The following is a 22,625-nucleotide window of genomic DNA, read 5'->3' as shown; positions in this document are numbered from 1 at the left end:
CGAGCTTGCTGCATGAGCCAGGAAGTGCCACCTACTTAGCTTCTTGCATCAGCCACGAATCGAGTTGCTGCAGGGCCAGCTCCTGGCTCCGGCCTTCGTGTGGGGTGCCCAGGGTGGCGCAATAGTAGGCCGCGCGCTGGTAGTGCCCGGCCGGCTTGTGGTGGGCGTAGCGGTGCAGCAGCTCGCCCAATTCGGGTAAGCTGTGGGCTCGTTCTACCAGGCCTTGGGCGGCGTAGCCGTAATAATCGTCGGCCACGCCGTGGCTGCTGAAGCGGTAGTACAGGCTGACGAGGTTGAGCAGGGTTGCCTCGAGGTGCGTGGAGGTATCGGCGGCAATAAGCGCATCGTGCTGCTGCAGAAACTCAAACACCGACTCCTGCCGCGCATCCGAAAAGCGGAGCTGCGGGAAGCGCTGGCGCAATTCGGCAAAGCTGCGTGCATCGCTCGGGTGGGCCCGGAAGGTGAAGCTCAGCGCCGGAAACTCGGCCAGCAGGTATGCTACGGCGGCCAGCAGCCCGGCGGTATCGTCGAGGGTATTGGCGGCAATGGCCACGCGCTGCACCCTAGGTTGCTGGTTGCGCTGCCCGATAAAGGCATCGGCCTTGGGCATGCCTACCAGTTGCACCTGCCCCCGTACGGGGCCGCACTGGCGGTATTTGTCGAGCGCATCCTGCCCTTCAAGTAGGTTAAGATCGAAGCCCAGGGGCGGGAAGTTGGTGCTCACGCTGGCATGCTGCACGTAGGCCGTGGGTACTCCTTCGGCCGCGCAGGCCAGCAGCAGGGCGCGGGCGTCGTCGTTGTGGTCGTTGGCAAACACCACGGCCCTGGGTCGGTAATGCCGCAAGGCCCGCCGGTACACCTCGTAGTAACCGATGGCGTTGAAAATCAAATCGAAGAAGCGCCACGCCCTAGGTCCTTCGCTGCGCCACAAGCCCAGCAGCACCTCGGGTAGCTGCCAGTAATACAATAGCTTGCGGCGTAACGAAAGGCGGTTTACCTGCTGGTTGTAACGGCCGATTTGCTTGGCCTGGCCGGCTACCAGCACGGCATCGGCGCGGTGCTCCCGGATAAAGCGCAGCGAGTCGTAGTTGTTCTGGCTAACCACATACAACCACACGGCCCCCTGCAGCCGCTCGGGGTTGCGGATGGGCCGAAACACGTTGCCCACCAGCCGCACGGCCGCATAACCCAGCACTTTGGCCAGCCGCTTCAGCGGGTTGGCCGGCGAAATAGGCTCGAGGGTGGTGGCCGGCAACGAGGCAAACAGCGGCGTAAAACGCAGCTGCAGCATGTCGCGCAAGCGAGCAACCCGGTTGGTGGGTGGCCAAACCAGCATTAGAGCACGTCCCAGGTGAGCGGCGTACCGGCTTTCAGGTCGTGGCGGGCCGTGCGGCCAAGTACCTGCTCGTAGAACCTAGGGGCCAGGCCGTCGCCGGGGCGCACCACCCGAATGTTTTCGGCGGTGAACGGCTCACCAAAACGGATGTCCTTTGACACGTAGATGGAACGCTTGAACAAGCGGCTTTTTTCTTCGGCGCGCTGCACTCCGTACTGCACGTGGCCCAAGGCTTGCCAGGCACGTTCGGTTTCAGTAACAAGTTGCGCAACCTCCTCGGGCTCAAGCGAAAACGCAGAATCGACGCCGCCGTCGGCGCGGCGCAGGGTCACGTGCTTCTCCACTACGCAAGCACCTAGGGCCACAGCGGCAACGGCGGCACCTACGCCCATGGTGTGGTCGGAAAGACCCACGAGCGTATCCGGAAACAGTTGCTGCAGGTGCGGAATGGTGCGCAGGTTGGTGTTTTGCGGAGTAGCGGGGTAGGTGCTCGTGCATTTCAGCAGCACCAGCTCGCGGCAGCCGGCGGCGCGCAGCACGTCCACGGCTTCGGCTACTTCGGCCAGTTTGCTGGCGCCGGTGCTCATAATCACGGGTTTGCCCGTGGCGGCTACGCGGCGCAGCAGCGGCCAATCGGTATTTTCGAAGGACGCAATTTTGTAGGCCGGCACATCCAGAGTTTCGAGGAAATCGACGGCGGTTTCATCGAACGGCGAGCTGAACGCCAGCATACCGTGCTGCCGGGCGCGCTCGAACAGCACCCGGTGCCACTCCCAGGGCGTGTGGGCTTCTTCGTAGAGCTCGTACAGCTCGCGGCCGTACCACAACGAGCCCGGGTCCTCAATGCGGTGAGCCCCGCGCAAGGTCATGGTTTCGGCGGTGTACGTCTGCAGCTTAATGGCGTGGGCACCAGCCGCGGCCATGGCGTCCACGATGGCCAAACCGCGCTCCAGCGACTGGTTGTGGTTGCCGCTGAGCTCAGCAATGATGAGGGGCGGCTGATCGGGGCCAACGAGGCGGGAGCCAATCTGTATGTTCATTCCGCTGGGGGAGGGCAAGCTATTGTTGGAGGGTAGGAGCGTAAGCGTCTTCGGCAACAGCTACCGAAGGCGCCGGTTCGCCCAGGTTCGAAATTTTGGTGCGGAGTTGGAGCACGGCCTCGGCGGTAGCCACCCGCCGGATTACCACAACGGTAAGCACCGCCATTGCAATCGATAAACTGTACTCCAGCACCATAAGGGTGGTATAGGCCATGTCGCCGGGCTCGGCATCGGAACGGCCCGACATCCGGGCCGCGCCCAGGTGCAGCACAAACAGCAGCCACCAAATCCGCAGCAGGCCGTGGGGTTGTACGGCGTCGTAGGCCAGTAGCTGGGTGTGGCGCCACACCTCCTTCATCATGCTGTAGGGCCTGAAGAAGCTGAGAATCGGCACAAACCAGGCGCCGGCCGCCCACCCATCGGAATATTGCGTTGGCTCGCCGGCCCGCGCAATGTTGGCGTAAGCCCTCCGGAACCAGCGAATCAGAAATACATAGCTGGCAACGCGGATAAGCAGATAAAGAATAGCCGACGAAAAAAGGCCCATGCCCAGTAGGCTTAGCTCGTCGTCGGCGGTGGTGTAATCCGATTGCGCGTTGTTGGCATCAAGCAGGCCGAGCACCATATTAAGGCCGGCCGCAACGGCCGTGAGGATAAAAAACCAGGCGGCCTGCGTGGCGCGCTGGCTGTTGTCGCGGATCATAAAGAAAAAGATAGGGCAGGCTTAGTACACCCACGCAAAAGTAACCGATTCGGGGGGCGTTGCCTCATCAGCGCCCAGCTCGGCAAAGCCCGCCCGGCGGAACGACCTAAGTGAGGCCTCGTTGCCCAGCTGCACATGGCCCAGCACCCGGCGTACCTGGGGCTGCAGCTGGTGCAAGGCCCCGGTGCCGGCCGCCAGCAGCGCAGCCGAGAGGCCCCGACCGCGGTATTCGGCGGCAATTTGGTAGCTGAGGGTGGCATCGGGGCCGTCGACAGCAAACCGGATAAGGCCCAACGGGCGGCTGGTGGCGGCATCTTCGGCAATGAGCAGCACGGCCTCGGGGCTGGCGAGGCGGCCGGCAAACCAGGCATCGTGCTCGGCGCGCGCAATAGGGTTGGGGTTAAAGGAAAACTGCCGGACGGCGGGGTCGTTGCTCCAGCCGAACAGCAAATCGGAGTCGGCCGGGGTAGCCAGGCGCAGGCGAAACGCGGGCGCGGGTAGCTGCAGCGTTGCAAAAGCCTGGCGCAGGCGCTGCGGGGCCAGCCCATCGAACTGGCGGCGCTGGGCCTGGCGCATTTGCTGGGCCAGGCGGTCGGCCTCGGGCGAGGTAAGCACGTTGGCGGCCGCATGAAACGGCAGCGCCAGGCCCGAGCTGCGCAAAAACAGGTCGATGTCGTGCTGGTTATCGGCCACGGGCTGCACCAACAACAAGCCGCCCCCGGCCGCGCAGTACTCGTAGCTGATGGTGCTGGGCGAGCATACGGCCGTGCCGCATTGCTGCATCAGGGCGCACATTTCGGCGGCCCCTAGGTTGCGGTGCAGCAACAGCCGCGGTTGGTCGTGGGCCCAGCTTTGCAGCGCCTCCCAGCCGACAAAGGCGCTGCCCACCACGGCGTGTACTTGCCGGATGGGCTCCAGCCCGAGCAGCAAATGGGCAATGCGCTGGGTCTGGTGCGTAGGGTCGGCGCCGCCCAGGCACACCAGCACCGTGTGCGCCGGCGGGGCTTCGGGAGCTGCCTGCTGGGCCGCTTGCTGAAAAGCCGGCCGCAGCGGGGCGTAGCGCGGGCCCGTCAGCACGCGGGCGCCGGGCTGGCGCAACTCGTAGTCTTTGGCCGAAATGCCGCCGGCGGGGTTGATGATCAGATCGGCGGCCTGCGGAAAACCGTGCAGATCGTCGATGTACACCAGCCGGGCCACGTGGGGGCGTACGGCTTGCTGGTAGGTGTACTCGAAGCCATACCCATCGAGTACCAGCACATCCGTGGGCCGCAACACCTGCTGCGCCAGCCAGGCCGGCTCGCCTTCGTAGGGCATGGGGGGCGCCTCCACCACTTCGTTGCACGTGGCGCGCAACAGCTGCAGCAATTCGGGCCAGGGCTCCTGCACCACAAACACCGTGGGGTACTGCTCGCCCAGCGTGTCGGCCAAAGCCAGCAGCCGCATTACGTGGCCCAACCCGATGCGCGGGTTGCCATCGGCACGAAAAACAAGGCGGGACGAAGCAGCAGCCATGGCTTACACTTTTACTTGCGTGTTCTGATCGTTGATGCGCGCCAACCACGGGTGCTGGCGCAGCAGCTCGCCCACCGCCGCCAGCCCGAAGCCGGGCGGCAAGGTACTGAAGAGCAGGTGCAACAAGGCGTAGTCGCTGGGGTAATCGAGGGTAAGGCGCAGCGAGGCTGGTATTTCGGCGGTGGCTAGGTCGAGCGTTTGCAACCGAAACCTATCGGGGTGCCGCCGAAGGTACGGGGTCACGTGCTCACGCTCCTCGGGCGCCGTGGCCTGGGCAAAGGCCGTGGCCAGTGTCTGCTGGCCGAACACCTCGAGGTTGGTACCTAGGGGCAAGCCCGTGCTGAGGGTGTAATCGGCGCCGGCGGCAAGGTGCGCGGTTACGGCGCGGTCGAGGTAGCCAGGGTCAATGGCAGGATTGTCGGCAGTCAGGCGAACCACCACATCCAGCCGATGCGCAAGGGCCGCTTCATGAAAGCGCCGCAGTACATCCTGCTGGTCGCCGCGGTAAACGGCTACGCCGCACGCCTGCGCGGCCTGGGCCAGGGCGTCGTCGGCGGGCAGGGTAGAGGTGGCTACCACTACCGTGTGCACGAGCTCGGCGGCTTGGGCCCGCGCCAGCACATGGCTAAGCACTGTGGTGGCCGCACCTAGGGGCAAGGGAAGCAAGGCTTTACCCGGCAAGCGCGTGGAGCCCATGCGGGCCTGCACCAATGCGCCTACGCGGGGTGGGGTTAGCGTATGGTCCATCCGCCGTCGACAACCAGGTTGTGGCCCGTAACAAAATCAGAAGCCGCGGAGGCCAGAAATACAAAAGCGCCGGCCAAGTCCTGCGGCTGCCCAATGCGGCCCAGCGGACTGCGCTGCTCGAGTTGCTGCACAAACTCAGCATGTTGCTGCACGCCCGGGCTCGGAAAAGCGCCCGGCGTTACGCAGTTCACCTGAATGCGGTGCGGCCCGAGGTACGAGGCAAAGTATTTGGTAAGCTGAATGACACCGGCTTTGGCCGCGCCGTAGTGCGGCGGGTTGGTAAACTGCGGCGTCGCCTCGTAGGCCGCAAAGTCGGGCGCTACCACGCCGTACATCGAGGCCACGTTGATGATTTTGCCGGCGCCCCGCTCGCGCATGTACGGCAGCACCTCCCGAATGCAACGGTAGGCACTGCCCAAAGAGCCGTCGAGCCCGAAGGCAAAATCCTCGTCGGTGAGGGCATCGGGCTGATTGCCGCGGCTGTAAAAAGCATTGTTCACAAGCACCGCCGGCAAACCAAACTGCGCCCGTACGTGGGCAAATGCGGCTTTTACCGAATCGGTTTCGGCTACGTCGCAGGCCTGAAAATAAACGTTTTCGAGGCCAGCAAATGCTTCGGTAAAAGCCGCCGGGTTGCGGCCGAGCACCACCACATTGGCGCCGTGGGCCGCCAGCCCCAGCACGATGGCCCGGCCTAGGTGCCCGTAGCCACCGGTTACCAGCACCACCTGCGCGTGCAGCGAAAACATGTTGGCGTAAGCAGCTAGTGCGGAGTGGGCCATGCGTAAGGCAGAATGTACGTGTCGGTGGGTTCGGCCAGGGTTTGCAGCTGCGCGCGCACCGGCCCGAAGTCGGTCAGGTAAGCCGCGGCGGCCAGGTTGGCGCGCAGGTTTTCGGGCGAATCTACACCAATAACCACGCGGGCCAGGCCCGGTGCGGTAGCGGCAAACAACAGCAGCCCAGCTTCAAGCGGAATGCCCGTTTGGGCTAATAGCGCCTGCAAGTGGGCCAGTTTGGGCCGCAGCGCCTCAAAAAAGCCAGGCAATGTAGCCAACGGGCGCAGCAGCAAGCCCTGCAGAAATGCCGACCGGCCGTGCACCTCCACGCCGGCGGTGGCCAGCTGCGGCAGCAACGGGGCAAAGCGCTGATCGAGCACGTTGTAGGGCACTTGCAGCAGCTGCGGCTGGTAGCCGCGCTCCAGCAGCCACTCGGCCTGCCAGGGGTGGTAAAGCGAGACGCCGATGCGCTCGGTAAGGCCGGCAGCCTGCGCCGCCAGCAAACCTTGCCACGCATCGGGCTGTCGCCGTAGCGCCTCAAAATCGTGAAACAGCACGCCGTACACCCTCGGCCGCTGCAACCGCGCAACCGATGCCCGCACGGCAGCCTCCACGACGGCGGGTGCGGCGGCGCCCACTTTGGTAATAAGCTGAAAAGGCTGCTGCGGTTGCTGGTGCAGCCAAGCGCCCAGGCGTGCTTCGCTGTCGCCGTATGCCGCAGCAGTATCCAGCAGCGAAATGCCGGCGGCTTGGGCGTCGGTAAGAATGTCCCGCACCACCTCGTCAGTGGGCCGGCCTAGGGTATTGTTGATGCCGTAAGCCAGGCCGAACTGGGCCGTGCCCAGGGCCAGCCGCTGAACAAACGTTTCGGCCGTCATGCGCCCAAAAACTCCCGTACGCTCTCAATCACATACTGCTGCTCCTCGTCGGTTAGCGAGGGAAACATGGGCAGGCTGAGGCAGCGGGCATAGTACGCTTCGGCCAGCGGTAAGTCGCCGCGCTGCCAGCCCAGCTGCTCGTAGTAAGGCATGGTATGGACGGGAATGTAGTGCACCTGCGCAAAAATCTGCCGGGCGCGCAAAAAGTCGTAAAGGCCGCGGCGGTCGTCTACCTGAATGACGTACAGGTGATAAGCATGGCCAGCGGAGCCGGCCAGCGGCGTAACGCCGGGCACCTCGGCAAACGCCGCATCGTACTGCCGAGCCAGTTGGCGACGACGCTCCAGGCCCTCCTCGGCGCGTTGCAGCTGCGTGATACCTAGGGCGCACAGCATATCGGGCATGCGGTAATTGTAGCCGAGCTCTTGCATTTCGTAGTACCAACCGCCTTCGTCGGGCTGCGTGAGGCGGGCTGCGTCGCGCGTGATGCCGTGGGTGCGCAGTAACAGCAGTTGCTCGTAAAGGTCGCGGCGGTTGGTGGTAATCATGCCACCTTCGCCGGTGGCAATGTGCTTAACCGGATGGAAGGAGAAGATAGCCAGATCGGCCAGCTGCCCGTTGCCGCAGCGTTGCTCCCGACCTAGGCTGTCGAGGAAGTAGCCGCCCGGCGCGTGGCAGGCATCTTCAATTATCCAGAGGCCAAACTCATCGGCCAGTTGGCGGGCTTCCTCCAGGTTCACGGGCAAGCCGGCAAAGTCAACCGGAATCAGCCCGCTGAAGTAGCCTTTGGGGTGCCGTTCGAGCAGGCGGCGCACCTGCCCTAGGTCAATCAGCGCCGTGGCCGGGTCGATGTCGACGAAGTGCACCTCGCCGCCGCAGTAGCGGACGCAGTTGGCCGAGGCCGCAAACGTGATGGGCGTGGTGATAACGCGCTGCCCCGGCTGCACACCTAGGGCCAAGGCGCACAGGTGCAAAGCGGCCGTACCGTTGCTTACGGCCACCGCGTACTCAACCCCGATGTACTCGGCAAACCGTTGCTCAAACTCGGCCACTTTGGGGCCTTGCGTCAGAAAATCGGATTGCAGCGTTTCAACAACGGCTTGCACATCGGCTTCGGTGATGTGCTGGCGGCCGTAAGGAATGGGGCGAAGTACGGGAGTGCTCATGCGGGTTCAAAGATAGGCGGCTCGTTGCTTAGCTGAACGGCGTTTTCGGGCGGATTTGCTAGTGCTTATAACAACGGAGGCCCGCAACAAGCGGGCCTCCGTTGTTATAATTGCTTGTGAACCTAGGCGGTAAACTCCGCGTCGACGTGCAGACGGATTTCTTCGCGCAGCTGCTCGGCGCTCAGCCACTCGGTGTTGTTGGCCGAATCGTAGTGGAAGCCCAACGGCACGCGCTTACCCCCAAAATGCTGGATAAACTTCTCTTCGCTCCACGGCGGGGTGGAGGGCAGGATAACGTAGTATTTCTCCAGCTCAACCGTGCTTAGGGCATCGGTTTCGGTAATCATTTCCTCGTGCAGCTTCTCGCCGGGGCGGATGCCCACGATTTCCTGCTCGCAGTTCGGAGCAATGGCCGTGGCCAGCTCCGTGATTTTGTACGAAGGAATTTTCGGCACGAAGATTTCGCCGCCCCACGCGTGCTCCAGCGCATACAGCACCAAATCAACGCCTTCTTCGAGCGAGATGTTGAAGCGCGTCATGTCGGGGTGGGTGATGGGCAGCACGCCTTTGTGGCGCTCCTGCAGGAAGAAAGGCACCACCGAGCCGCGCGAGCCGATTACGTTGCCGTAGCGCACCACCGAGAAGCGCAAATCGCGCGAGCCTTTCATGTTGTTGGCCGCCACAAACAGCTTGTCGGAGCAAAGCTTGGTGGCCCCGTACAGGTTGATGGGCGCGGCGGCTTTGTCGGTGCTCAGCGCCACCACGTCTTTCACGCCGCAGTCGAGGGCGGCGTTAATCACGTTTTCGGCCCCGAAGATGTTCGTCTTGATGCACTCCATCGGGTTGTACTCGGCGGCGGGCACCTGCTTGAGGGCCGCGGCGTGCACAATAATATCGATGCCCTCGCAGGCGCGCTTCATGCGTTCGGCGTCGCGCACGTCGCCGATGAAGTAGCGCATTGCCGGGTATTTGCTCTGCGGAAACTGCTGAGCCATTTCGTACTGCTTCAGCTCATCGCGCGAAAACACCACGAGGCGCTTCACCTGCGGGTACCGATCGAGCACCAACTGCACGAACTGTTTGCCAAACGAACCGGTACCGCCGGTGAGCAGAATGGATTTATGGTTGAGGTCGAGGGCCATGCCTTGCGTTTTGTGGCTTGCCGACCTGGGCCGGCAAGGGCGCAAAAGTAGGCAATCGGGGCGGGGTTTGCGTAGTTTTGCGGCGGCATACCCGCGTCGTAAGTTATCCTGAGCAAAGCCAGGGGCCTCACCGCGCGGGCACGGCTAACGTTGGTGAGCTACTATCCGACGTGATAAGGTCCTTCGCTGCGCTCAGGATGACAGTTCCACACGCTAATTTCCCCGACCCCGTCAAGCTCATTATCTGGGACCTCGACGATACTTTTTGGCGCGGCACGTTGTCGGAGGGCGAGGTACAGGCCGTGGCCGAAAACCTGGCGCTCGTGCGCGCTACGGCCGCCCGCGGCATGGTTCATACCATCGTCAGCAAAAACGACCCAGGGCCCGTCGAGGCCAAGCTTGAGGAGCTGGGGGTGCGCGACTTGTTCGTGTTCCTGCAGGTAAGCTGGCAGCCCAAAGGCCCCATCATCAGGCAATTGCTTGATGACATGCAGCTGCGGGCTCCCAATGCGCTCTTTCTCGACGATAACCCGATGAACCGGGCCGAAGCGCTGCACTACAACCCCAGGCTGCAGGTAGCCGACCCCGCCGATTTGCCCCAACTGGCGCCGCAGCTGCTGGCCCTCGGCAAGCCCGACCCCACGTACGCCCGCCTTGGGCAGTACCGCCTGCTGGAGCGGCAGCAGCAAGCCCGCGCCGGGTACCACGGCGACAACCTCGCTTTTCTGCGCGATGCCCAGGTGCAGGCGGAGGTGCGCGAAGGCGCCGATGCCCTGCGCCCCGACATAGGCCGCCTCGACGAGCTGATTAACCGCTCCAACCAGCTGAACTACACCAAGCGCCGCGTGGCCCTGCCCGAGCTGGAGGCCGGTTTGGCCAACCCTGCGTTGCGCTGGGGCTCCGTGCGCGTGCACGACCGTTTCGGCGACTACGGCCTGGTGGGCGTGTACTGCCTCAATACTCAGACCAACGAGCTGGAGCAGTTCACGTTCAGCTGCCGCATTTTGCACCTGGGCGTGGAGCAATGGACCTACGCCCACCTAGGGTTTCCGCAGCTCGCGGTGCAAGGCGACGTGGCCACCCAGCTGAACACCACCGACAAGCCCGACTGGATAACGCTTGTTACGCGCCGCCCTGCCGAGGCAGTGCCCCGGCAGGGGCCAGCCAAGCCGCGGCTCCGCATTCTGCTTAAGGGCGGTTGCGACCTAGGGCAGCTGACGCCGTATCTGCAAACCTACCAGGTTGACGTGGTGGAAGACTTTAACTACGTCAACCACAACCAGATTCCGGTGCACACCGAGCACACCGAGCTGCTGCGCCTGAGCCGCGCGTTGCCGGAAGCTGAGCAGCAACGCCTGGCCGCCGCTTTGCCGTTTCTGGATGCTGAGGCCTTCCGGCCGTTGCTCTGGCAAGGCGGCTACGATGCCGTGGTGTACAGCCCGCTGATGGACTACACCCAGGAGCTGTACCGCGAAAGCAGCACCGGCATTGCCATTCCGTTTGGGGGTTACCAAAATCTTACCGCCGTCGATCCGCAGCAGCAGGCGCAGCGTTACCAGCAGCGCAGGTTTCGCGGCATGGACGAAGCTTTTCTGCAGCGTTTTCAGCAAGAGTTTACCTGCCTCGGCCCCCTCACGCCCGAGCAGTTTCAGCAAAACCTTCGGTGGCTGCGCGAACAACTGCCCGCCGGCGTGCCTTTGTTGCTACTAACGGGCGCCGAAGTGGAACTTCCCAATTCAGCTGAACCGGGTGCCGCTGAGCGCCATCGGCTGATGAACCGGGCTTTGGAGGAGTTCGTGGAGCGCACGCCGCATTGCTACCTGATTGATGTGCGCGAAATCGTGCATACTCGCGCCGACGTCACCAACAACATTCGCCATTACCAACGCCCGCACTACAAAGCGCTGGCCGAAAAGCTGGCCGAGGTGCTGGCGCAATGGCAAGGCCAAAAGCTCGGGCGTTCGGCCCTAGGCCAGCTGCGTGCAAACCTGCTCGATGCCTTGCCCAAGCCCGTGCGCAAAGTGTGGGAGCGGCTGAAGTTGTAGCAGGAGCGCACTGTAGCGCGGACTTTGGCTACGCCGACCTTCGGTTGTAGTCCGCGTCACCGGATAGTAATTTCTGACCTAGGGAGTTAGCGCGGTGCAGCGCGGGCTGAACCGCAGGAAGGCAAAGCCAAAGCCCGCGCTGCATCAGCCCCTAATCAACCCAGCCAACCGCTGCGTGAGGGCGCGGCGCGAATAGCGGGAGTGGCTGAAAGCCGGCAAATCCAGGTTTGGGCTTTTCTGCCACGAGGCTACCAGTTGCTCCAGGTGCTCCCGCATATCGGGGCGGTCGTCGTAACCTAGGGTTACCCCGGCGTGCGTTTCGTCGAGGATGTGGGCCGCATCGGAGGCGGTAGGGCCGATGCAGATGATGGGCTTGTTGGCCGCCATGTACTCGAACACCTTGCCCGGCAAAATGCCCAGGTTGTGCGGCACTTTCGGAATAGCCAGCAGCAGCGCGCTGCTCCGGAGCATGTAGCCTACGGCCTCGTCGTGCGGCACAAATTCGAGCAGCTCGGTGCGCTCCTGCAGGCCTGCCTGCGCAATTTGACGCTCCACTTCTTTGCCCACCCGGCCCACGAAGCGCAGGCGCAGCGGCACCTCGGGGTGGCGTTGGGCGCACGCCGCTACTTCCTCCAGAAACGGCTGCACGTGGTACTGGCCCGTAATGGTGCCCACGTAGGTAATCAGCAGCTGATCGGCAGGAGGGGCCGAAGGCAGCCGGAAATCGGCCTCGTCATAACCATTGGGCAATACCACAAACTTGTTGGTGGGCAGGCCCGCGGCCTTGCCCAGCAGCAGGCGGCGCGTATCGGCGCTGGTGGTGATTACCACGTCGGCCGCTTCGAGTACCTGCCGTTCGTAGCGCGCATCGATGCGACGGGCCAGGGCCGTACGGTGCAGGGCCTGGTTGTAGTAAATATCGGTCCAGGGGTCGCGCATGTCGGCCAGCCAGCGCATGCCGTAGCGCCGTTTTAGCTCCAGGCCAATCAGTTGCGTGGAGTGAGGCGGCGATGAAGTAAGCACCGCGTCGAACCGCTCGCCGGCTTGCAGCAGCTCCTCTACCTGGCGCAGCACAAAGCGGTTCCAGCCCCGGCGCGGGTCGGGCAGAAACAGATTGCCGCGCACAAACCGGGCTACCCGCTGCGCCAGCGAGGGCCGCCCTTCGTTGGCAAAGCCGCCGTGCGGAATGGGCCGGTTCGTTAGTTTCTGGTAAGCCCCAAAAGGCTCGAGGGTGCCCGTGCGCAACACCCGTACGTCGGCGGGTACATCTGCTTCGAGCGAAGCATCCAAAACCGGGTACGCCGCAGCCGCCGGATCAACGGTAATTACCGTGGGCTCCACGCCCATTTCGGGCAGGTGCTTTACCCACTTCAGGCAGCGCTGCACGCCTGCCCCGCCCGAAGGGGGCCAGTAGTAGGTAATGACCAGCAAACGAAGCGGTGCGGGCACGGCAAGGCACTTTTTGGTGTTCGGGAAACGCGAAAGTAAACCACCGAACCGGCATTCATGGTTTTGTGGCTATTTTTGTGCTTGGCGCCGAACCAGCCGGCACTCCTGCGGGGTGTTGCATCGGCCGCCAGGCCTTCAGCCCGAAGCATTCCTTTGCTACGCACAACCCATGTTTGATAATTTATCTACCAAGCTCGACCGCGCCTTCAAAACCCTGAAGGGCCAAGGCAGCATCACCGAAATCAACGTTGCCTCGACGGTTAAGGAAATCCGCCGCGCGCTGGTTGATGCCGACGTAAACTATAAGGTGGCCAAGGAAGTCACCGACAAGATTAAGGACGAGGCCATGGGCCGCGAGGTACTCACCGCAGTATCGCCGGGCCAGCTCATGGTGAAGATCGTGTACGACGAGCTGACCCAGCTGATGGGCGGCGAGAAGCAGGACATCGTCATCAAAGGCGACCCGGCGGTGGTGCTGCTCTCGGGCTTGCAGGGTTCGGGCAAAACCACGTTTGCCGGCAAGCTGGCCTCGTTTATCAAGAAGCAAAACCGCACCGTGCTGCTGGTGGCTGCCGACGTGTACCGCCCCGCCGCTATCGACCAGCTGAAGGTGCTCGGCGAGCAAATCGGCGTGGAGGTGTACTCCGAAGTGGAGAACAAAAACCCCGTGCAGATTGCCCAAAACGCCATTCAGTTCGCCAAGCAGAACAACAAGAAGGTAGTCATCATCGACACCGCCGGCCGCTTGGCCGTGGATGAGGAGATGATGCGCGAAATCGAACAGGTGAAGCGCGCCATCAACCCGAGCGAAACCCTGTTTGTGGTTGACTCGATGACCGGCCAGGACGCCGTGAACACGGCTAAGTCGTTCAACGAGCGCATCAACTTCGACGGCGTGGTGCTCACCAAGCTCGACGGCGATGCCCGCGGCGGTGCTGCCCTTTCGATTCGGGCCGTGGTGGAGAAGCCCATCAAGTTCATCTCGACGGGTGAAAAGATGGAGGCCCTCGACCTGTTCTACCCCGACCGCATGGCCCAGCGCATCCTGGGCATGGGCGACGTAATTTCGTTGGTAGAGCGCGCGCAGCAGCAGTTCGACGAGGACGAGGCCAAGCGCATCAACCAGAAGATCCGCAAAAACCAGTTCAACTTCGACGACTTCCTCTCGCAACTCGAGCAGATCAAGAAGATGGGCAACCTGAAGGATCTGGTGGGCATGATCCCCGGCATGGGCAAGGCCATGAAGGACGTGGAAATCGACGACGACGCCTTCAAGCCAATCGAAGCCATCATCCGCTCGATGACGCCGCAGGAGCGCGCCAACCCCGACATCATGAACGGTTCCCGCCGCAAGCGCATCGCCGCCGGTTCGGGCCAGGGCATTCAGCAGGTAAACAACCTGATGAAGCAGTTCGACGAGATGCGCAAAATGATGCGCACCATGAACAAGATGAGCCAGAGCAAAGGCGGTATGCTGCAAATGGCCCGCATGATGGGCATGCGCCGCTAAGCCCTAGGTGCTACTGCAACAAAAAGCCCGGCTGCCGAAAGGCAGCCGGGCTTTTTGTTGCAGTAGCAGTTGAGTAATCATCATCTGTCATCCTGAGCAAAGCGAAGGACCTTGCCACGCCTGAACAGTTGAGGTTACGACGTTTAGTTCTAGCGTGAGGAGGTCCTTCGCTTTGCTCAGGATGACAACGGTACTTTAATTCCAGCGGTTCTTTAGTATTCCGTCTTGCCCTCGTGCTGGGTCCAGGCCTGGAAACCGGCAATTGCCTCGTCGCGCAGCAGCTGCTCCATCGGGATCTGGCGGTCGGGGAGGGGCTTCTCGATTTCGTCGTAAATGAATTGGTCGTCGAAACCGATGGCTGCCGCATCCTGCTTGGTGTTGCCATAAAACACGCGGCGGGGGCGGGCCCAGTAAATGGCGCCCAGGCACATAGGGCACGGCTCGCAGCTGGTGTACAGGTCGCAGCCGTCGAGCTGGAAGGTGCCGAGCTCTTTGCAGGCTTTCCGGATGGCATCTACCTCGGCGTGGCAGGTAGGGTCGTTGGTGCTGGTTACCTGGTTGAAACCGCGGGCTATGATTTGGCCGTCTTTCACGATTACGGCACCAAAGGGGCCGCCGTGGCCGGCTTGCATTTTCTCTATCGAAAGGCGGATAGCCTCGCGCATGAATTCGGGATTGGGAGTATCCATAGTTGCTGAACGGGAAAAGGGTTGCAAAAGTACACCCCGCGCTGCAATACCGGTAAATCAGGGTTTTGGCCAGCTGTAAAGGCTGCGCCAAAAAAATCCGGGGAAGCGTAACAAGTTGGGCACCAACTTACAGGCTTGTCTGTTGTGACATGACGTTCTTTCAAAGCAATGTGCTGATGCAACCTTCCGGAGCGATTTATGCTCCTTGAGGAGGAATCTGAAGCCTCAAGCAGATTTTTTAACTAAAAATGTTTCTGGCACGAAGATTGTCATTACCTTTGCGAAAGAATAGTTTTTTAGGTGTTTTGGTTGTGGAAAAGAGGGCGGCTCATAGCTGCCCTTTTTTTATGCCCATTCAACTTACCTAGGCGTGCATTTGTGGCATCATTGCTCCGCGTAAGGGTTTTTTATATTGCTTATATGCTGCGCTGAAACCAAGCAGTAAGCTATTGTCTAAGCTTTGGAGGGAGATGAATAAATATAAATATTCCGCTTTATGCTTGCGGAGGCGGGCTTAGTTAGTTGCCAACTTGGCAGGCTGACTAGCGCAAGTGCCACGCTGCTAAGCGGAAAAATGTGCAGCCCGTGGTTTATTCTATGAGGCTGATTTGGAGTGCTGGCCAGCCCTAGGTGAGGGTGCAGGTAAGCGCAGTAGGAGAAGCCGGGCAGGAAGCAACATTCGGAGTTGTTGGTTATTGTTGCCGAACGAACGGGCAAATCCAGCATCGGCCCGCCGCGCGGCGGGCCGATGCTGGATTTGCTGTACCCACTTCCTATGCCTAAAATCATTTCGCCCCAAGTAGCGTTTGCTGGCCTCGTTGCGCAGGTAAAGCAAGTTGCTCCCGAAATCTTCGACCCCAGCGGCCGATACCTCAACCTGCTCGAAGGCCGCTGGCAGGAGCCCGGCAAGCCCCAGGATTTTGTGTCGCCCATTGATGGCTCGGTGTTGGGCGCCCTGCCCATGCTCGACCGCGAAACGGCCCTGCGCGCCGTAACCTTCGCCAATGCCGAAGCCGGTAAGTGGGCCCAAACCGACCTCGACGAGCGCCGCCGCTGCGTACAGGATTGCCTCGATCAGCTCCGGCAGCAAGCCGACCTGGTAGGTAAGCTGCTGATGTGGGAAATCGGTAAAACCTACAAGCTGGGCTTCACCGACATCGACCGCGCCATCGACGGGGTGCAGTGGTATGTCGATAACATCGAGAGCATGCTCGGGCAGCGCGAGCCCCTAGGTGTGGTTTCGAACATCGCCTCCTGGAACTACCCCATGTCGGTGCTACTGCACGCAGTGCTGGTGCAGGTGCTGTGCGGCAACTCGGCCGTGGCCAAAACGCCCACCGATGGCGGCTTTATTTCGCTGAGCCTCACCTTTGCCATTGCCCGCCGCTGCGGCCTGCCCGTAACGCTGGTGAGCGGCTCGGGCGGCGAGCTGAGCGACGTGCTGGTGAAAAACGACGCCATTGACTGCCTTTCGTTTGTGGGCGGGCGCTACAACGGCCGCAACATCGCCGACGCCCTGGCCTCGGTACACAAGCGCTACATGCTGGAAATGGAGGGCGTGAACACCTACGGCATCTGGAATTACTCCGACTGGGCCGCGCTCGAAGATCAGCTCAAAAAAGGCTACGACTACGGCAAGCAGCGCTGCACGGCCTACGTGCGCTTTGTGGTGCAGCGCAGCCTGTTCCCGAAGTTCCTGGAAACGTACTGGAATGCCGCCCGAAGCCTGAAAGTAGGCAACCCCACGCTGGTGGAAAACCCCGACGACAAGCTGCCCGATCTGGCATTCGGTCCCGTAATCAATAGCCGCCAGGCCGAAGACCTCGACCGCCTTTACGCCGACGCGCTGAAAACCGGTGCTACGCCGATTTACGAAGGCCAGCTCGACGACAGCCTGTTTCTGCCCGGCCAGGACTGCTCGGCCTACCGCGCACCTAGGGCCCTCGTAAACCTGCCGCGCCAAAGCGAACTGTACTTCAAAGAGCCGTTCGGCCCCATCGACAGCATCGTGCTTGTGGACCGGGTAGAGGAGCTGGTAGGGGAGATGAACATCTCGAACGGCGCGCTGGTAGCCGCGCTGGCCTCCGACGACCAGAAGTGGGCGCAGCGCACGGCCAAGGAAATCCGGGCCTTCAAAGTCGGTATCAACAAACTCCGCTCGCGCGGCGACCGGGAAGAGGTGTTCGGCGGCCTAGGCGAGTCGTGGAAAGGGGCCTTCGTGGGCGGCAAGCTGCTGGTAGAGGCCGTAACGCAGGCCAGCAACGGCCAACCCGTGCTCGGCAATTACGAAGACGCCCTGCTGCTTCCGGAAAAAATCTAACCATCGGCCACCTGCAACCAAGCACGCCAGTCCAGCAACCGGGCAAGCGCGTGTTTGGTTGCAGCCGAGCCGTTCCGGCACGCTGCGGTCGGGTTTTCACCCAGGTGGGCACAACAGCCTCCCCAGCGAAAGTTACCCGCAGGTTAAATTTTGTAGTTGGAAATCAGATGGGTAAGGCCGTGAAGTGCGTTTTTGTGGCCTGAACCACGATTCAGGCTTGCGGAAATAAAAAGGCTTTGCTTACCTTTGCATCGTCAAACGACAAACGCTCCGTTCGTCTAGGGGTTAGGACTGCAGATTTTCATTCTGCCAACAGGGGTTCGATTCCCCTACGGAGTACAACAAAAGCCGCTTCCTGCATCAGGAAGCGGCTTTTTTGTTTGGTATTGGTCGGGCGCAATTAGTGCACGATGCGTAGCATGTACTCGGGCTGGCCGGGTTTGGGGTTGTCGAGCCGGAAAGCGCCCACGCGGCTGGGGCCGTAGCCTAGGTTCACCTTCACCCACTCGTCGCGGGCAGGCAGCAGTTGCATTATCTCGTCGCGCAGCTGGGCAATGGTTTGCTGCAGCTGCTGCCGTTGCTGCTCTACCTCGGCCAGGGGGCGGGGCGGCTCCACGGCCGGAATGTTCTGGATAAAGTTGTTGGCCGCTACTTCGGCCCCCGAGGGGTGCGCCGTTTGCAGGTTGCGGGCCTCAACTTCGGTTTGGCGCAAGTCCTCTTCGGCTTCGAGGTAGGCTATTACTTTTTGCTCCAGGGGTACGAGGTTGGGGTTGAGGTAATCGAGGTTCGATGACATGGCTCAGCAGAGAAGGGTGTAGTAAGTACTCAACGCAAGCTCCTCGGCCAGGGATACACCTAGGGGCCGGTAGGGCGCCTCAGGAAGTGGCGGGGCCGCTACCAACTTCGGGCCCCGGGCGGTTGCGGCGGCACTTCTCGCCGCAGTACTTTACCTCGTCCCAGCACTGGCTCCATTTCTTGCGCCAGGCAAAGGGCCGCCCGCAGGTAGCGCACGGTTTAGTGGGCAAGGTGCTTTTGGTGTAGCGCGGGGCGGCGGAGCGGGCAGGCATAGGCAAGCGGGGCTTTGCCCAAGTAAACCGCGGGCCTTGCGCTTGGTTGTGGCTAACTTGCCGCGTTTTTTCATTTCCGGTTTATGAATCGTTTGTTGTTGATGCTGCTGGCCGTGAGCATGGGCGCATTGCTGCCCGTGCAGGCGGCCCTGAATGCCCGTCTGGCCCGCGCCGGAGGAGGACCCGTAATTGCCGCCCTGGCATCGTTTGCCATTGGCACCGTAACGCTGCTGCTGATTGCCCTAGGTTCGGGCATGCGCCTGAGCAGCCTGGCAGGGGCCGCCCGCTCCGAGTCGCCGGCCGTGTGGTTGGGCGGGGTAATCGGGGCGTTTTATGTGGGCTCCGTAACCGTGCTCACGCCGCGGCTGGGCGTGGCCCTTACGTTCGGGCTGCTGATTGCCGGGCAGCTGTTGCTCTCGGTGGCGCTCGATCATTTTGGGCTGCTGGGCCTGCCGATGCAGCGCGTATCGGTGGGCCGCGTGGCCGGCATACTTTTGTTACTGGTTGGCGTACTACTCATCCGCCGCTTTTAGCCAGCAGTATCTAATAGCGGGTGCCTGGCCCGAAAAGCCAACTGCCCACTACCACCTACTCCCTACTTACTACCTCACATGGCTTCTGCTTTCGACCCCATCGGGGCTGCGCTTCTCGACTACCTGGGCGGCAACCACTCGGCAACCCTTACGGTGCACAGCAGCGTGGCCGAAGACGAGCCGCTGCCCGCGAAATACTTTTTCCGGACGCTGTGGGAAATGCCTGAGCTCGAACGCACCGCCCTCGACGAGTGCCGCGGCCGCGTGCTCGACCTAGGGGCTGGCGCTGGGGCCCACGCCCTGGAGCTGCAAAACCGCGGTTTTCAGGTGAAAGCCATCGACGTATCGGCCGGGGCCGTGCAGGTAATGCAGCAGCGCGGGGTGCGCGAGGTGGCCCGCCACAACATCTTCGAGCTGACCGCCGCCTCGGCCGAGCGCTACGATACCCTGCTGATGCTGATGAACGGCCTGGGCGTGGTGGGCACCCTCGATGGGCTGGCCAAATTTCTGCAACAGGCCCACCAGCTCCTGTTGCCCGGCGGCCAAATTCTGGCTACCAGCTCCGATATCAGCTACGTTTATGAAGACGAGGACGGCGCGCTCAACTTCAACCTCAACGGCCCATACTACGGCGAGGTGGAGTACCAGATGAGCTACCAGGAGCAAACCGGTCCGCAATTTCACTGGCTGTTCGCCGACCCCACCATCGTGCAGGACTACGCTGAAGAAGCCGGTTACGATGTCGAATTCATCGACGAAGACGACCAGCAGCAATTTTTGGTGCGCCTCACCCGCCGCGGCTAACATTGGCGCTTTCCCGTAACAGGGAGCTTACTTGCCAACTACATGCACTACCACAAGCAATATCCCATCCGTTGGGCCGACCTCGACCCCAACGGCCACATGCGCCACTCCGCGTACAACGACTACGCCGCCCAACTTCGCCTGGACTTTCTGGAGGATGCCGGTTTTCCGCTGGCCAAGTTTGCCAAACTGGGCATTGGCCCGATTCTGTTTCGCGAAGACACCCGGTTCCTGAAGGAAATCAGCCCCAACGAAACCATTAAAGTGGGTGCCGAGCTGGCCGGCCTTAGCGCCGATGGCAGCCGTTGGCGCATCGTGCACACCATTTACAAAGCCGATGGGCGCGAGTCGGCCATCATCACCGTCGACGGGGCCTGGCTAGATTTGCGCCAGCGCAAGCTCGCCACGCCGCCCGCCGAGCTGGCCGAAGCCCTAGGTCGGCTGGAACGGCACAGCTCGTACGCCGAAATCGAGCGGGGCCCGCAAGCCAGTGCCTAAACCGTTTGGCGCAGGGCTTTGCTGATGCGGCCCAACTGCTGCTGATGGTGCAACACGTGGTCGAGCATAAAATCGAGCGTTTGCTGAATCGTGAGCATGCCTACCCGCGGGTGCTTAAAAATGGCCCGACTGACGAGTTGAGCCGGAAACTCGTTCAGCAGGTTTTCGAGCTGCCGGCGGCTGGCACGCCACTGCGCGCGCATGTCGGCCAGCGAAGGCAAATCGGTAGCGGCCGTGGGCGTGAGAGCCGCCACCCGGCCGGGCGCCTTAAACCGGATGCCCGGCAGGCGCAGCATTAGCCGCAGCAACCCGGCCCGCAGGCGCATGCCCAGGGTGCCGTTGGCTAGCGTGGTTTGTTCGCGCAGCTTTTGCTGCAGGTATTGCCCAATGGCCGCCTCCGAGGCCAGCAAGTGGTGCACCACATGCGCCGCCGACCACTGCCCCGGCGCCGGAGCGTGGTAGGCTTGCTCGCCCAGCGTTTCGGCCGATCGGAGCAGCTTTTCCGTGGCGTTTTCGAGTTGCTCGAAGCGGAGGTGCAAGCGGTGATTCATGGAGGCAGTCAAGAAGACAATGTATCTGGCCGAACCTATGTATGGGCCCCACCTTTGCGCTCAATTTTACCCTTTCTTGCGCACTTTTCCGAACCGCGACACAGGTGCGTGATACCGGGCTGTTGGGCCTAAGTAACCAGGTCGGTTCGGGCTAATCGGCACCGCTGCCGCAAGGCCCACTTGTACAGACATGCCCTAGAGGTTTTTGAAGCCCGCCCATTTTTTGGCTTTCTGGGCTTTGGCAACTCCAGGCCAAGGGCATCCGTGCCGCTGTGGTTAGTGCCCCAAGGCATCAAGCCGAAAACCCCACTTGAGCTATATTTGCTTGCAATCTTTGCGTTGATATATGGAACCAACTAAAGCGCCTGGTAAATCAATATACGAATACGGTTTTTTCTGGTACGCCCTGGCCTTTTTGGTTTTTTTGGTGCATCTGTTGACATCTAAGTACAACAAGTTATACTATGACGCAGATGTTTACTGGAAATTATCGGGCCTATTTGCTGTTGACGGTAAATTCTCGTTGTTAAATTACAGTCAACCACTTCGGGGATATATGTACCCGCTTTTGAATTACCCGCTATACGCATTTGTGCATAAAAGCCCGAATATTTCATCTCAGGAGCTACTGGCAATTAAAATATCGGGAGCTTTGTATGCGGCAGCTATTTTTGGCTGGTTGGCACCACAGCTATGGATGGCAATTACTAGCAGAGATAAGGTGCATTGGCTGCGTAGGCTGCTCTTTATTCTATACGGATTACTGTTCTGGCGCGATTATTTCAACTTTACTTTATCTGATTTTCCGGCCTTTGCGGCTTTAATGGCTTCGCTAATCGTAGTAGTCAGAGTACCAAAATTAGCAGGAGCTTTTGTTTCCGGCGTTCTTTTTGCCTGTGCAGTATACATCCGTCCGATATACATCGTATCAGCACCGGTAATGTTCTTGGTAGGCGCGTACTATGCATTACCAATACTCAGATCCAAATGGGCGCTTTTGCATTCGTATATCTTGCCTTTTGCGTTGGGATGCGTGTTGGTAGCCATCCCGCAATGGATGATCAACGTTCGTCATTTTAACGTCAAAAACCCACTGGTTTTGGCTAACGATGAAAATTACAAAGTAAATGGCAAGCCAAACCTGTATCTATGGCAATTAAATGCTGGTCTGATTGTTCAGCGTTACGAAACCAATGTTGGAACGGATTATCCGAGTCCGCAGGTGAGATTTAATGATCTTTCCGGAAAAGCGCTACTTCAGGCAAAAAATATTGAGGTGATAAATTCGTACCGTGAATATATTGAGTTTGTTGTAACTAAACCAGTAGATATGGCTGCGCTTTACGTCAGGCATATTTTTAATGGATTAGATCTGCTGTATCCTACTCCGTATGTTTATAAAGTGCACAATAATTCGTTGTTCATGTCATTTGTGAATTATACTGTATTATTTTTTGCGGTTTTGGCTATTTCTTCACGAGGAGCGAAGTTGTCTGTGGGGCAATGGCTGGTGGTTGGGGCGTTACTCGTGCCATGTGTTGCCTGCATCCCCATTGTAATTGAATGCCGATTTATGTTGCCGTTGCACCTAATGCTCAGCGCGGTGGTGTGCTTTGGTTTTTCGCGTAATTGGATATGGCATGATTTATCCGGAAGCCAACGCTTACGGCTGTTAGGAGCCTACGGGATTTTTGTGTTGATCTGCTTCACGTTCTCCTCGAGCACTCAGGCTACATTACAACTGAGTACGAAAATAATTGAGCCGTAAAGTGCCAGACAACAATTGGCCGGTATGGCCGCCGTGCAGTTCAATCAGGGTTGAGCAAACGTGCTGCAGAAGGCCGCAGCGTGTTTGACGC

General features: G+C 60.7%; 21 protein-coding genes and 1 tRNA gene. 8 read left to right on the top strand and 14 right to left on the bottom strand.

From position 1 onward, the window contains the following. Positions 1 to 31 precede the first annotated feature (31 nt). The 9 genes from OIS50_RS07255 to pseB form a co-directional block, all read right to left on the bottom strand. The gene (locus OIS50_RS07255) at positions 32 to 1,291 is read right to left on the bottom strand and encodes a hypothetical protein (protein WP_264693647.1); all 1,260 of its coding nucleotides are present in this window, start codon (positions 1,289 to 1,291) and stop codon (positions 32 to 34) included. 44 nt (positions 1,292 to 1,335) lie between these two features. Next, on the bottom strand, positions 1,336 to 2,376 hold the full coding sequence (gene pseI, locus OIS50_RS07250; protein ID WP_264693646.1) for a pseudaminic acid synthase: 1,041 nt from the start codon (positions 2,374 to 2,376) through the stop codon (positions 1,336 to 1,338). Between the two features lie 19 nt (positions 2,377 to 2,395). Then, complete coding sequence (locus OIS50_RS07245; protein ID WP_264693645.1) at positions 2,396 to 3,079, bottom strand: DUF4328 domain-containing protein; 684 nt, start codon at positions 3,077 to 3,079, stop codon at positions 2,396 to 2,398. A 21-nt stretch (positions 3,080 to 3,100) separates the two neighbouring features. Beyond that, on the bottom strand, positions 3,101 to 4,591 hold the full coding sequence (gene pseG, locus OIS50_RS07240; RefSeq protein WP_264693644.1) for a UDP-2,4-diacetamido-2,4,6-trideoxy-beta-L-altropyranose hydrolase: 1,491 nt from the start codon (positions 4,589 to 4,591) through the stop codon (positions 3,101 to 3,103). A 3-nt stretch (positions 4,592 to 4,594) separates the two neighbouring features. Further along, complete coding sequence (locus OIS50_RS07235) at positions 4,595 to 5,338, bottom strand: glycosyltransferase family protein (RefSeq protein WP_264693643.1); 744 nt, start codon at positions 5,336 to 5,338, stop codon at positions 4,595 to 4,597. Beyond that, positions 5,323 to 6,120, bottom strand: coding sequence for an SDR family NAD(P)-dependent oxidoreductase (locus tag OIS50_RS07230; RefSeq protein WP_264693642.1), 798 nt, complete (start codon positions 6,118 to 6,120; stop codon positions 5,323 to 5,325). Before OIS50_RS07230 ends, OIS50_RS07235 begins: the two co-directional genes overlap by 16 nt. Further along, positions 6,102 to 6,992, bottom strand: a complete 891-nt coding sequence (locus tag OIS50_RS07225) for an aldo/keto reductase (RefSeq protein ID WP_264693641.1) — start codon at positions 6,990 to 6,992, stop codon at positions 6,102 to 6,104. The genes OIS50_RS07230 and OIS50_RS07225 overlap by 19 nt, the downstream gene beginning before the upstream one ends. Then, positions 6,989 to 8,158: a UDP-4-amino-4,6-dideoxy-N-acetyl-beta-L-altrosamine transaminase gene (pseC, locus tag OIS50_RS07220; protein ID WP_264693640.1), complete on the bottom strand. Its 1,170-nt coding sequence runs from the start codon at positions 8,156 to 8,158 to the stop codon at positions 6,989 to 6,991. Before pseC ends, OIS50_RS07225 begins: the two co-directional genes overlap by 4 nt. A gap of 122 nt (positions 8,159 to 8,280) precedes the next feature. Then, the gene (pseB, locus tag OIS50_RS07215) at positions 8,281 to 9,300 is read right to left on the bottom strand and encodes a UDP-N-acetylglucosamine 4,6-dehydratase (inverting) (protein WP_264693639.1); all 1,020 of its coding nucleotides are present in this window, start codon (positions 9,298 to 9,300) and stop codon (positions 8,281 to 8,283) included. Between the two features lie 197 nt (positions 9,301 to 9,497). On the opposite strand from pseB, the gene OIS50_RS07210 reads away from it, so the two are divergent. Next, positions 9,498 to 11,345 (top strand): hypothetical protein, encoded by a 1,848-nt coding sequence (locus OIS50_RS07210; protein ID WP_264693638.1) that lies wholly within the window; start codon positions 9,498 to 9,500, stop codon positions 11,343 to 11,345. Positions 11,346 to 11,489: 144 nt separating this feature from the next. Here OIS50_RS07210 and OIS50_RS07205 read toward each other — a convergent pair whose 3' ends face one another. Further along, positions 11,490 to 12,794 (bottom strand): glycosyltransferase family 4 protein, encoded by a 1,305-nt coding sequence (locus OIS50_RS07205; RefSeq protein ID WP_264693637.1) that lies wholly within the window; start codon positions 12,792 to 12,794, stop codon positions 11,490 to 11,492. A 169-nt stretch (positions 12,795 to 12,963) separates the two neighbouring features. Here OIS50_RS07205 and ffh point away from each other — a divergent pair, with 169 nt between their 5' ends. Then, on the top strand, positions 12,964 to 14,304 hold the full coding sequence (gene ffh / locus OIS50_RS07200) for a signal recognition particle protein (RefSeq protein WP_264693636.1): 1,341 nt from the start codon (positions 12,964 to 12,966) through the stop codon (positions 14,302 to 14,304). A gap of 212 nt (positions 14,305 to 14,516) precedes the next feature. On the opposite strand, the gene OIS50_RS07195 is transcribed toward ffh, so the two are convergent. Then, a complete protein-coding gene (locus OIS50_RS07195; RefSeq protein ID WP_264693635.1) occupies positions 14,517 to 14,993 on the bottom strand; it encodes a nucleoside deaminase in 477 nt (158 codons plus the stop codon). Between the two features lie 775 nt (positions 14,994 to 15,768). On the opposite strand from OIS50_RS07195, the gene OIS50_RS07190 reads away from it, so the two are divergent. Then, entirely contained in the window at positions 15,769 to 17,313 is a 1,545-nt protein-coding gene (locus OIS50_RS07190; protein WP_264693634.1) for an aldehyde dehydrogenase family protein, read from the top strand. 267 nt (positions 17,314 to 17,580) lie between these two features. Further along, positions 17,581 to 17,652: transfer RNA gene (locus OIS50_RS07185), tRNA-Glu, on the top strand. 61 nt (positions 17,653 to 17,713) lie between these two features. On the opposite strand, the gene OIS50_RS07180 is transcribed toward OIS50_RS07185, so the two are convergent. Both OIS50_RS07180 and OIS50_RS07175 read right to left on the bottom strand, forming a co-directional pair. Next, positions 17,714 to 18,109: a hypothetical protein gene (locus OIS50_RS07180; RefSeq protein WP_264693633.1), complete on the bottom strand. Its 396-nt coding sequence runs from the start codon at positions 18,107 to 18,109 to the stop codon at positions 17,714 to 17,716. Positions 18,110 to 18,188: 79 nt separating this feature from the next. Continuing rightward, positions 18,189 to 18,380 carry a DUF2256 domain-containing protein gene (locus OIS50_RS07175; RefSeq protein WP_264693632.1) on the bottom strand — a complete coding sequence of 64 codons (192 nt, stop codon included), beginning with the start codon at positions 18,378 to 18,380 and terminating at the stop codon, positions 18,189 to 18,191. A gap of 83 nt (positions 18,381 to 18,463) precedes the next feature. Between OIS50_RS07175 and OIS50_RS07170 the strand changes: the two genes are divergently transcribed. From OIS50_RS07170 to OIS50_RS07160, 3 genes are all read left to right on the top strand, one after another. Continuing rightward, positions 18,464 to 18,913: a DMT family transporter gene (locus tag OIS50_RS07170; protein WP_264693631.1), complete on the top strand. Its 450-nt coding sequence runs from the start codon at positions 18,464 to 18,466 to the stop codon at positions 18,911 to 18,913. Between the two features lie 78 nt (positions 18,914 to 18,991). After that, positions 18,992 to 19,717, top strand: coding sequence for a class I SAM-dependent methyltransferase (locus OIS50_RS07165; RefSeq protein WP_264693630.1), 726 nt, complete (start codon positions 18,992 to 18,994; stop codon positions 19,715 to 19,717). 42 nt (positions 19,718 to 19,759) lie between these two features. Further along, a complete protein-coding gene (locus tag OIS50_RS07160) occupies positions 19,760 to 20,215 on the top strand; it encodes an acyl-CoA thioesterase (protein ID WP_264693629.1) in 456 nt (151 codons plus the stop codon). On the opposite strand, the gene OIS50_RS07155 is transcribed toward OIS50_RS07160, so the two are convergent. Next, positions 20,212 to 20,766 (bottom strand): DinB family protein, encoded by a 555-nt coding sequence (locus OIS50_RS07155; protein ID WP_264693628.1) that lies wholly within the window; start codon positions 20,764 to 20,766, stop codon positions 20,212 to 20,214. The genes OIS50_RS07160 and OIS50_RS07155 overlap by 4 nt on opposite strands. Positions 20,767 to 21,112: 346 nt before the next feature. Between OIS50_RS07155 and OIS50_RS07150 the strand changes: the two genes are divergently transcribed. Next, positions 21,113 to 22,534 carry a hypothetical protein gene (locus OIS50_RS07150; RefSeq protein ID WP_264693627.1) on the top strand — a complete coding sequence of 474 codons (1,422 nt, stop codon included), beginning with the start codon at positions 21,113 to 21,115 and terminating at the stop codon, positions 22,532 to 22,534. The last annotated feature ends 91 nt before the right edge of the window (positions 22,535 to 22,625 follow it).

This window comes from Hymenobacter sp. YIM 151858-1, from assembly GCF_025979705.1.
In the GTDB taxonomy this organism is placed as follows: domain Bacteria; phylum Bacteroidota; class Bacteroidia; order Cytophagales; family Hymenobacteraceae; genus Solirubrum.
The sequence above is the reverse complement of the archived record's forward strand: the minus strand, read 5'-3'. Positions and strand labels throughout refer to the sequence as shown.

Coding starts and splice junctions, on each gene's coding strand:
- OIS50_RS07255 (WP_264693647.1), bottom strand. CDS start 1,291: ATGCTGCAGCTGCGTTTTACGCCGCTGTTTGCCTCGTTGCCGGCCACC.
- pseI (WP_264693646.1), bottom strand. CDS start 2,376: ATGAACATACAGATTGGCTCCCGCCTCGTTGGCCCCGATCAGCCGCCC.
- OIS50_RS07245 (WP_264693645.1), bottom strand. CDS start 3,079: ATGATCCGCGACAACAGCCAGCGCGCCACGCAGGCCGCCTGGTTTTTT.
- pseG (WP_264693644.1), bottom strand. CDS start 4,591: ATGGCTGCTGCTTCGTCCCGCCTTGTTTTTCGTGCCGATGGCAACCCG.
- OIS50_RS07235 (WP_264693643.1), bottom strand. CDS start 5,338: ATGGACCATACGCTAACCCCACCCCGCGTAGGCGCATTGGTGCAGGCC.
- OIS50_RS07230 (WP_264693642.1), bottom strand. CDS start 6,120: ATGGCCCACTCCGCACTAGCTGCTTACGCCAACATGTTTTCGCTGCAC.
- OIS50_RS07225 (WP_264693641.1), bottom strand. CDS start 6,992: ATGACGGCCGAAACGTTTGTTCAGCGGCTGGCCCTGGGCACGGCCCAG.
- pseC (WP_264693640.1), bottom strand. CDS start 8,158: ATGAGCACTCCCGTACTTCGCCCCATTCCTTACGGCCGCCAGCACATC.
- pseB (WP_264693639.1), bottom strand. CDS start 9,300: ATGGCCCTCGACCTCAACCATAAATCCATTCTGCTCACCGGCGGTACC.
- OIS50_RS07210 (WP_264693638.1), top strand. CDS start 9,498: ATGACAGTTCCACACGCTAATTTCCCCGACCCCGTCAAGCTCATTATC.
- ffh (WP_264693636.1), top strand. CDS start 12,964: ATGTTTGATAATTTATCTACCAAGCTCGACCGCGCCTTCAAAACCCTG.
- OIS50_RS07195 (WP_264693635.1), bottom strand. CDS start 14,993: ATGGATACTCCCAATCCCGAATTCATGCGCGAGGCTATCCGCCTTTCG.
- OIS50_RS07190 (WP_264693634.1), top strand. CDS start 15,769: ATGCCTAAAATCATTTCGCCCCAAGTAGCGTTTGCTGGCCTCGTTGCG.
- OIS50_RS07180 (WP_264693633.1), bottom strand. CDS start 18,109: ATGTCATCGAACCTCGATTACCTCAACCCCAACCTCGTACCCCTGGAG.
- OIS50_RS07175 (WP_264693632.1), bottom strand. CDS start 18,380: ATGCCTGCCCGCTCCGCCGCCCCGCGCTACACCAAAAGCACCTTGCCC.
- OIS50_RS07170 (WP_264693631.1), top strand. CDS start 18,464: ATGAATCGTTTGTTGTTGATGCTGCTGGCCGTGAGCATGGGCGCATTG.
- OIS50_RS07165 (WP_264693630.1), top strand. CDS start 18,992: ATGGCTTCTGCTTTCGACCCCATCGGGGCTGCGCTTCTCGACTACCTG.
- OIS50_RS07160 (WP_264693629.1), top strand. CDS start 19,760: ATGCACTACCACAAGCAATATCCCATCCGTTGGGCCGACCTCGACCCC.
- OIS50_RS07155 (WP_264693628.1), bottom strand. CDS start 20,766: ATGAATCACCGCTTGCACCTCCGCTTCGAGCAACTCGAAAACGCCACG.
- OIS50_RS07150 (WP_264693627.1), top strand. CDS start 21,113: ATGGAACCAACTAAAGCGCCTGGTAAATCAATATACGAATACGGTTTT.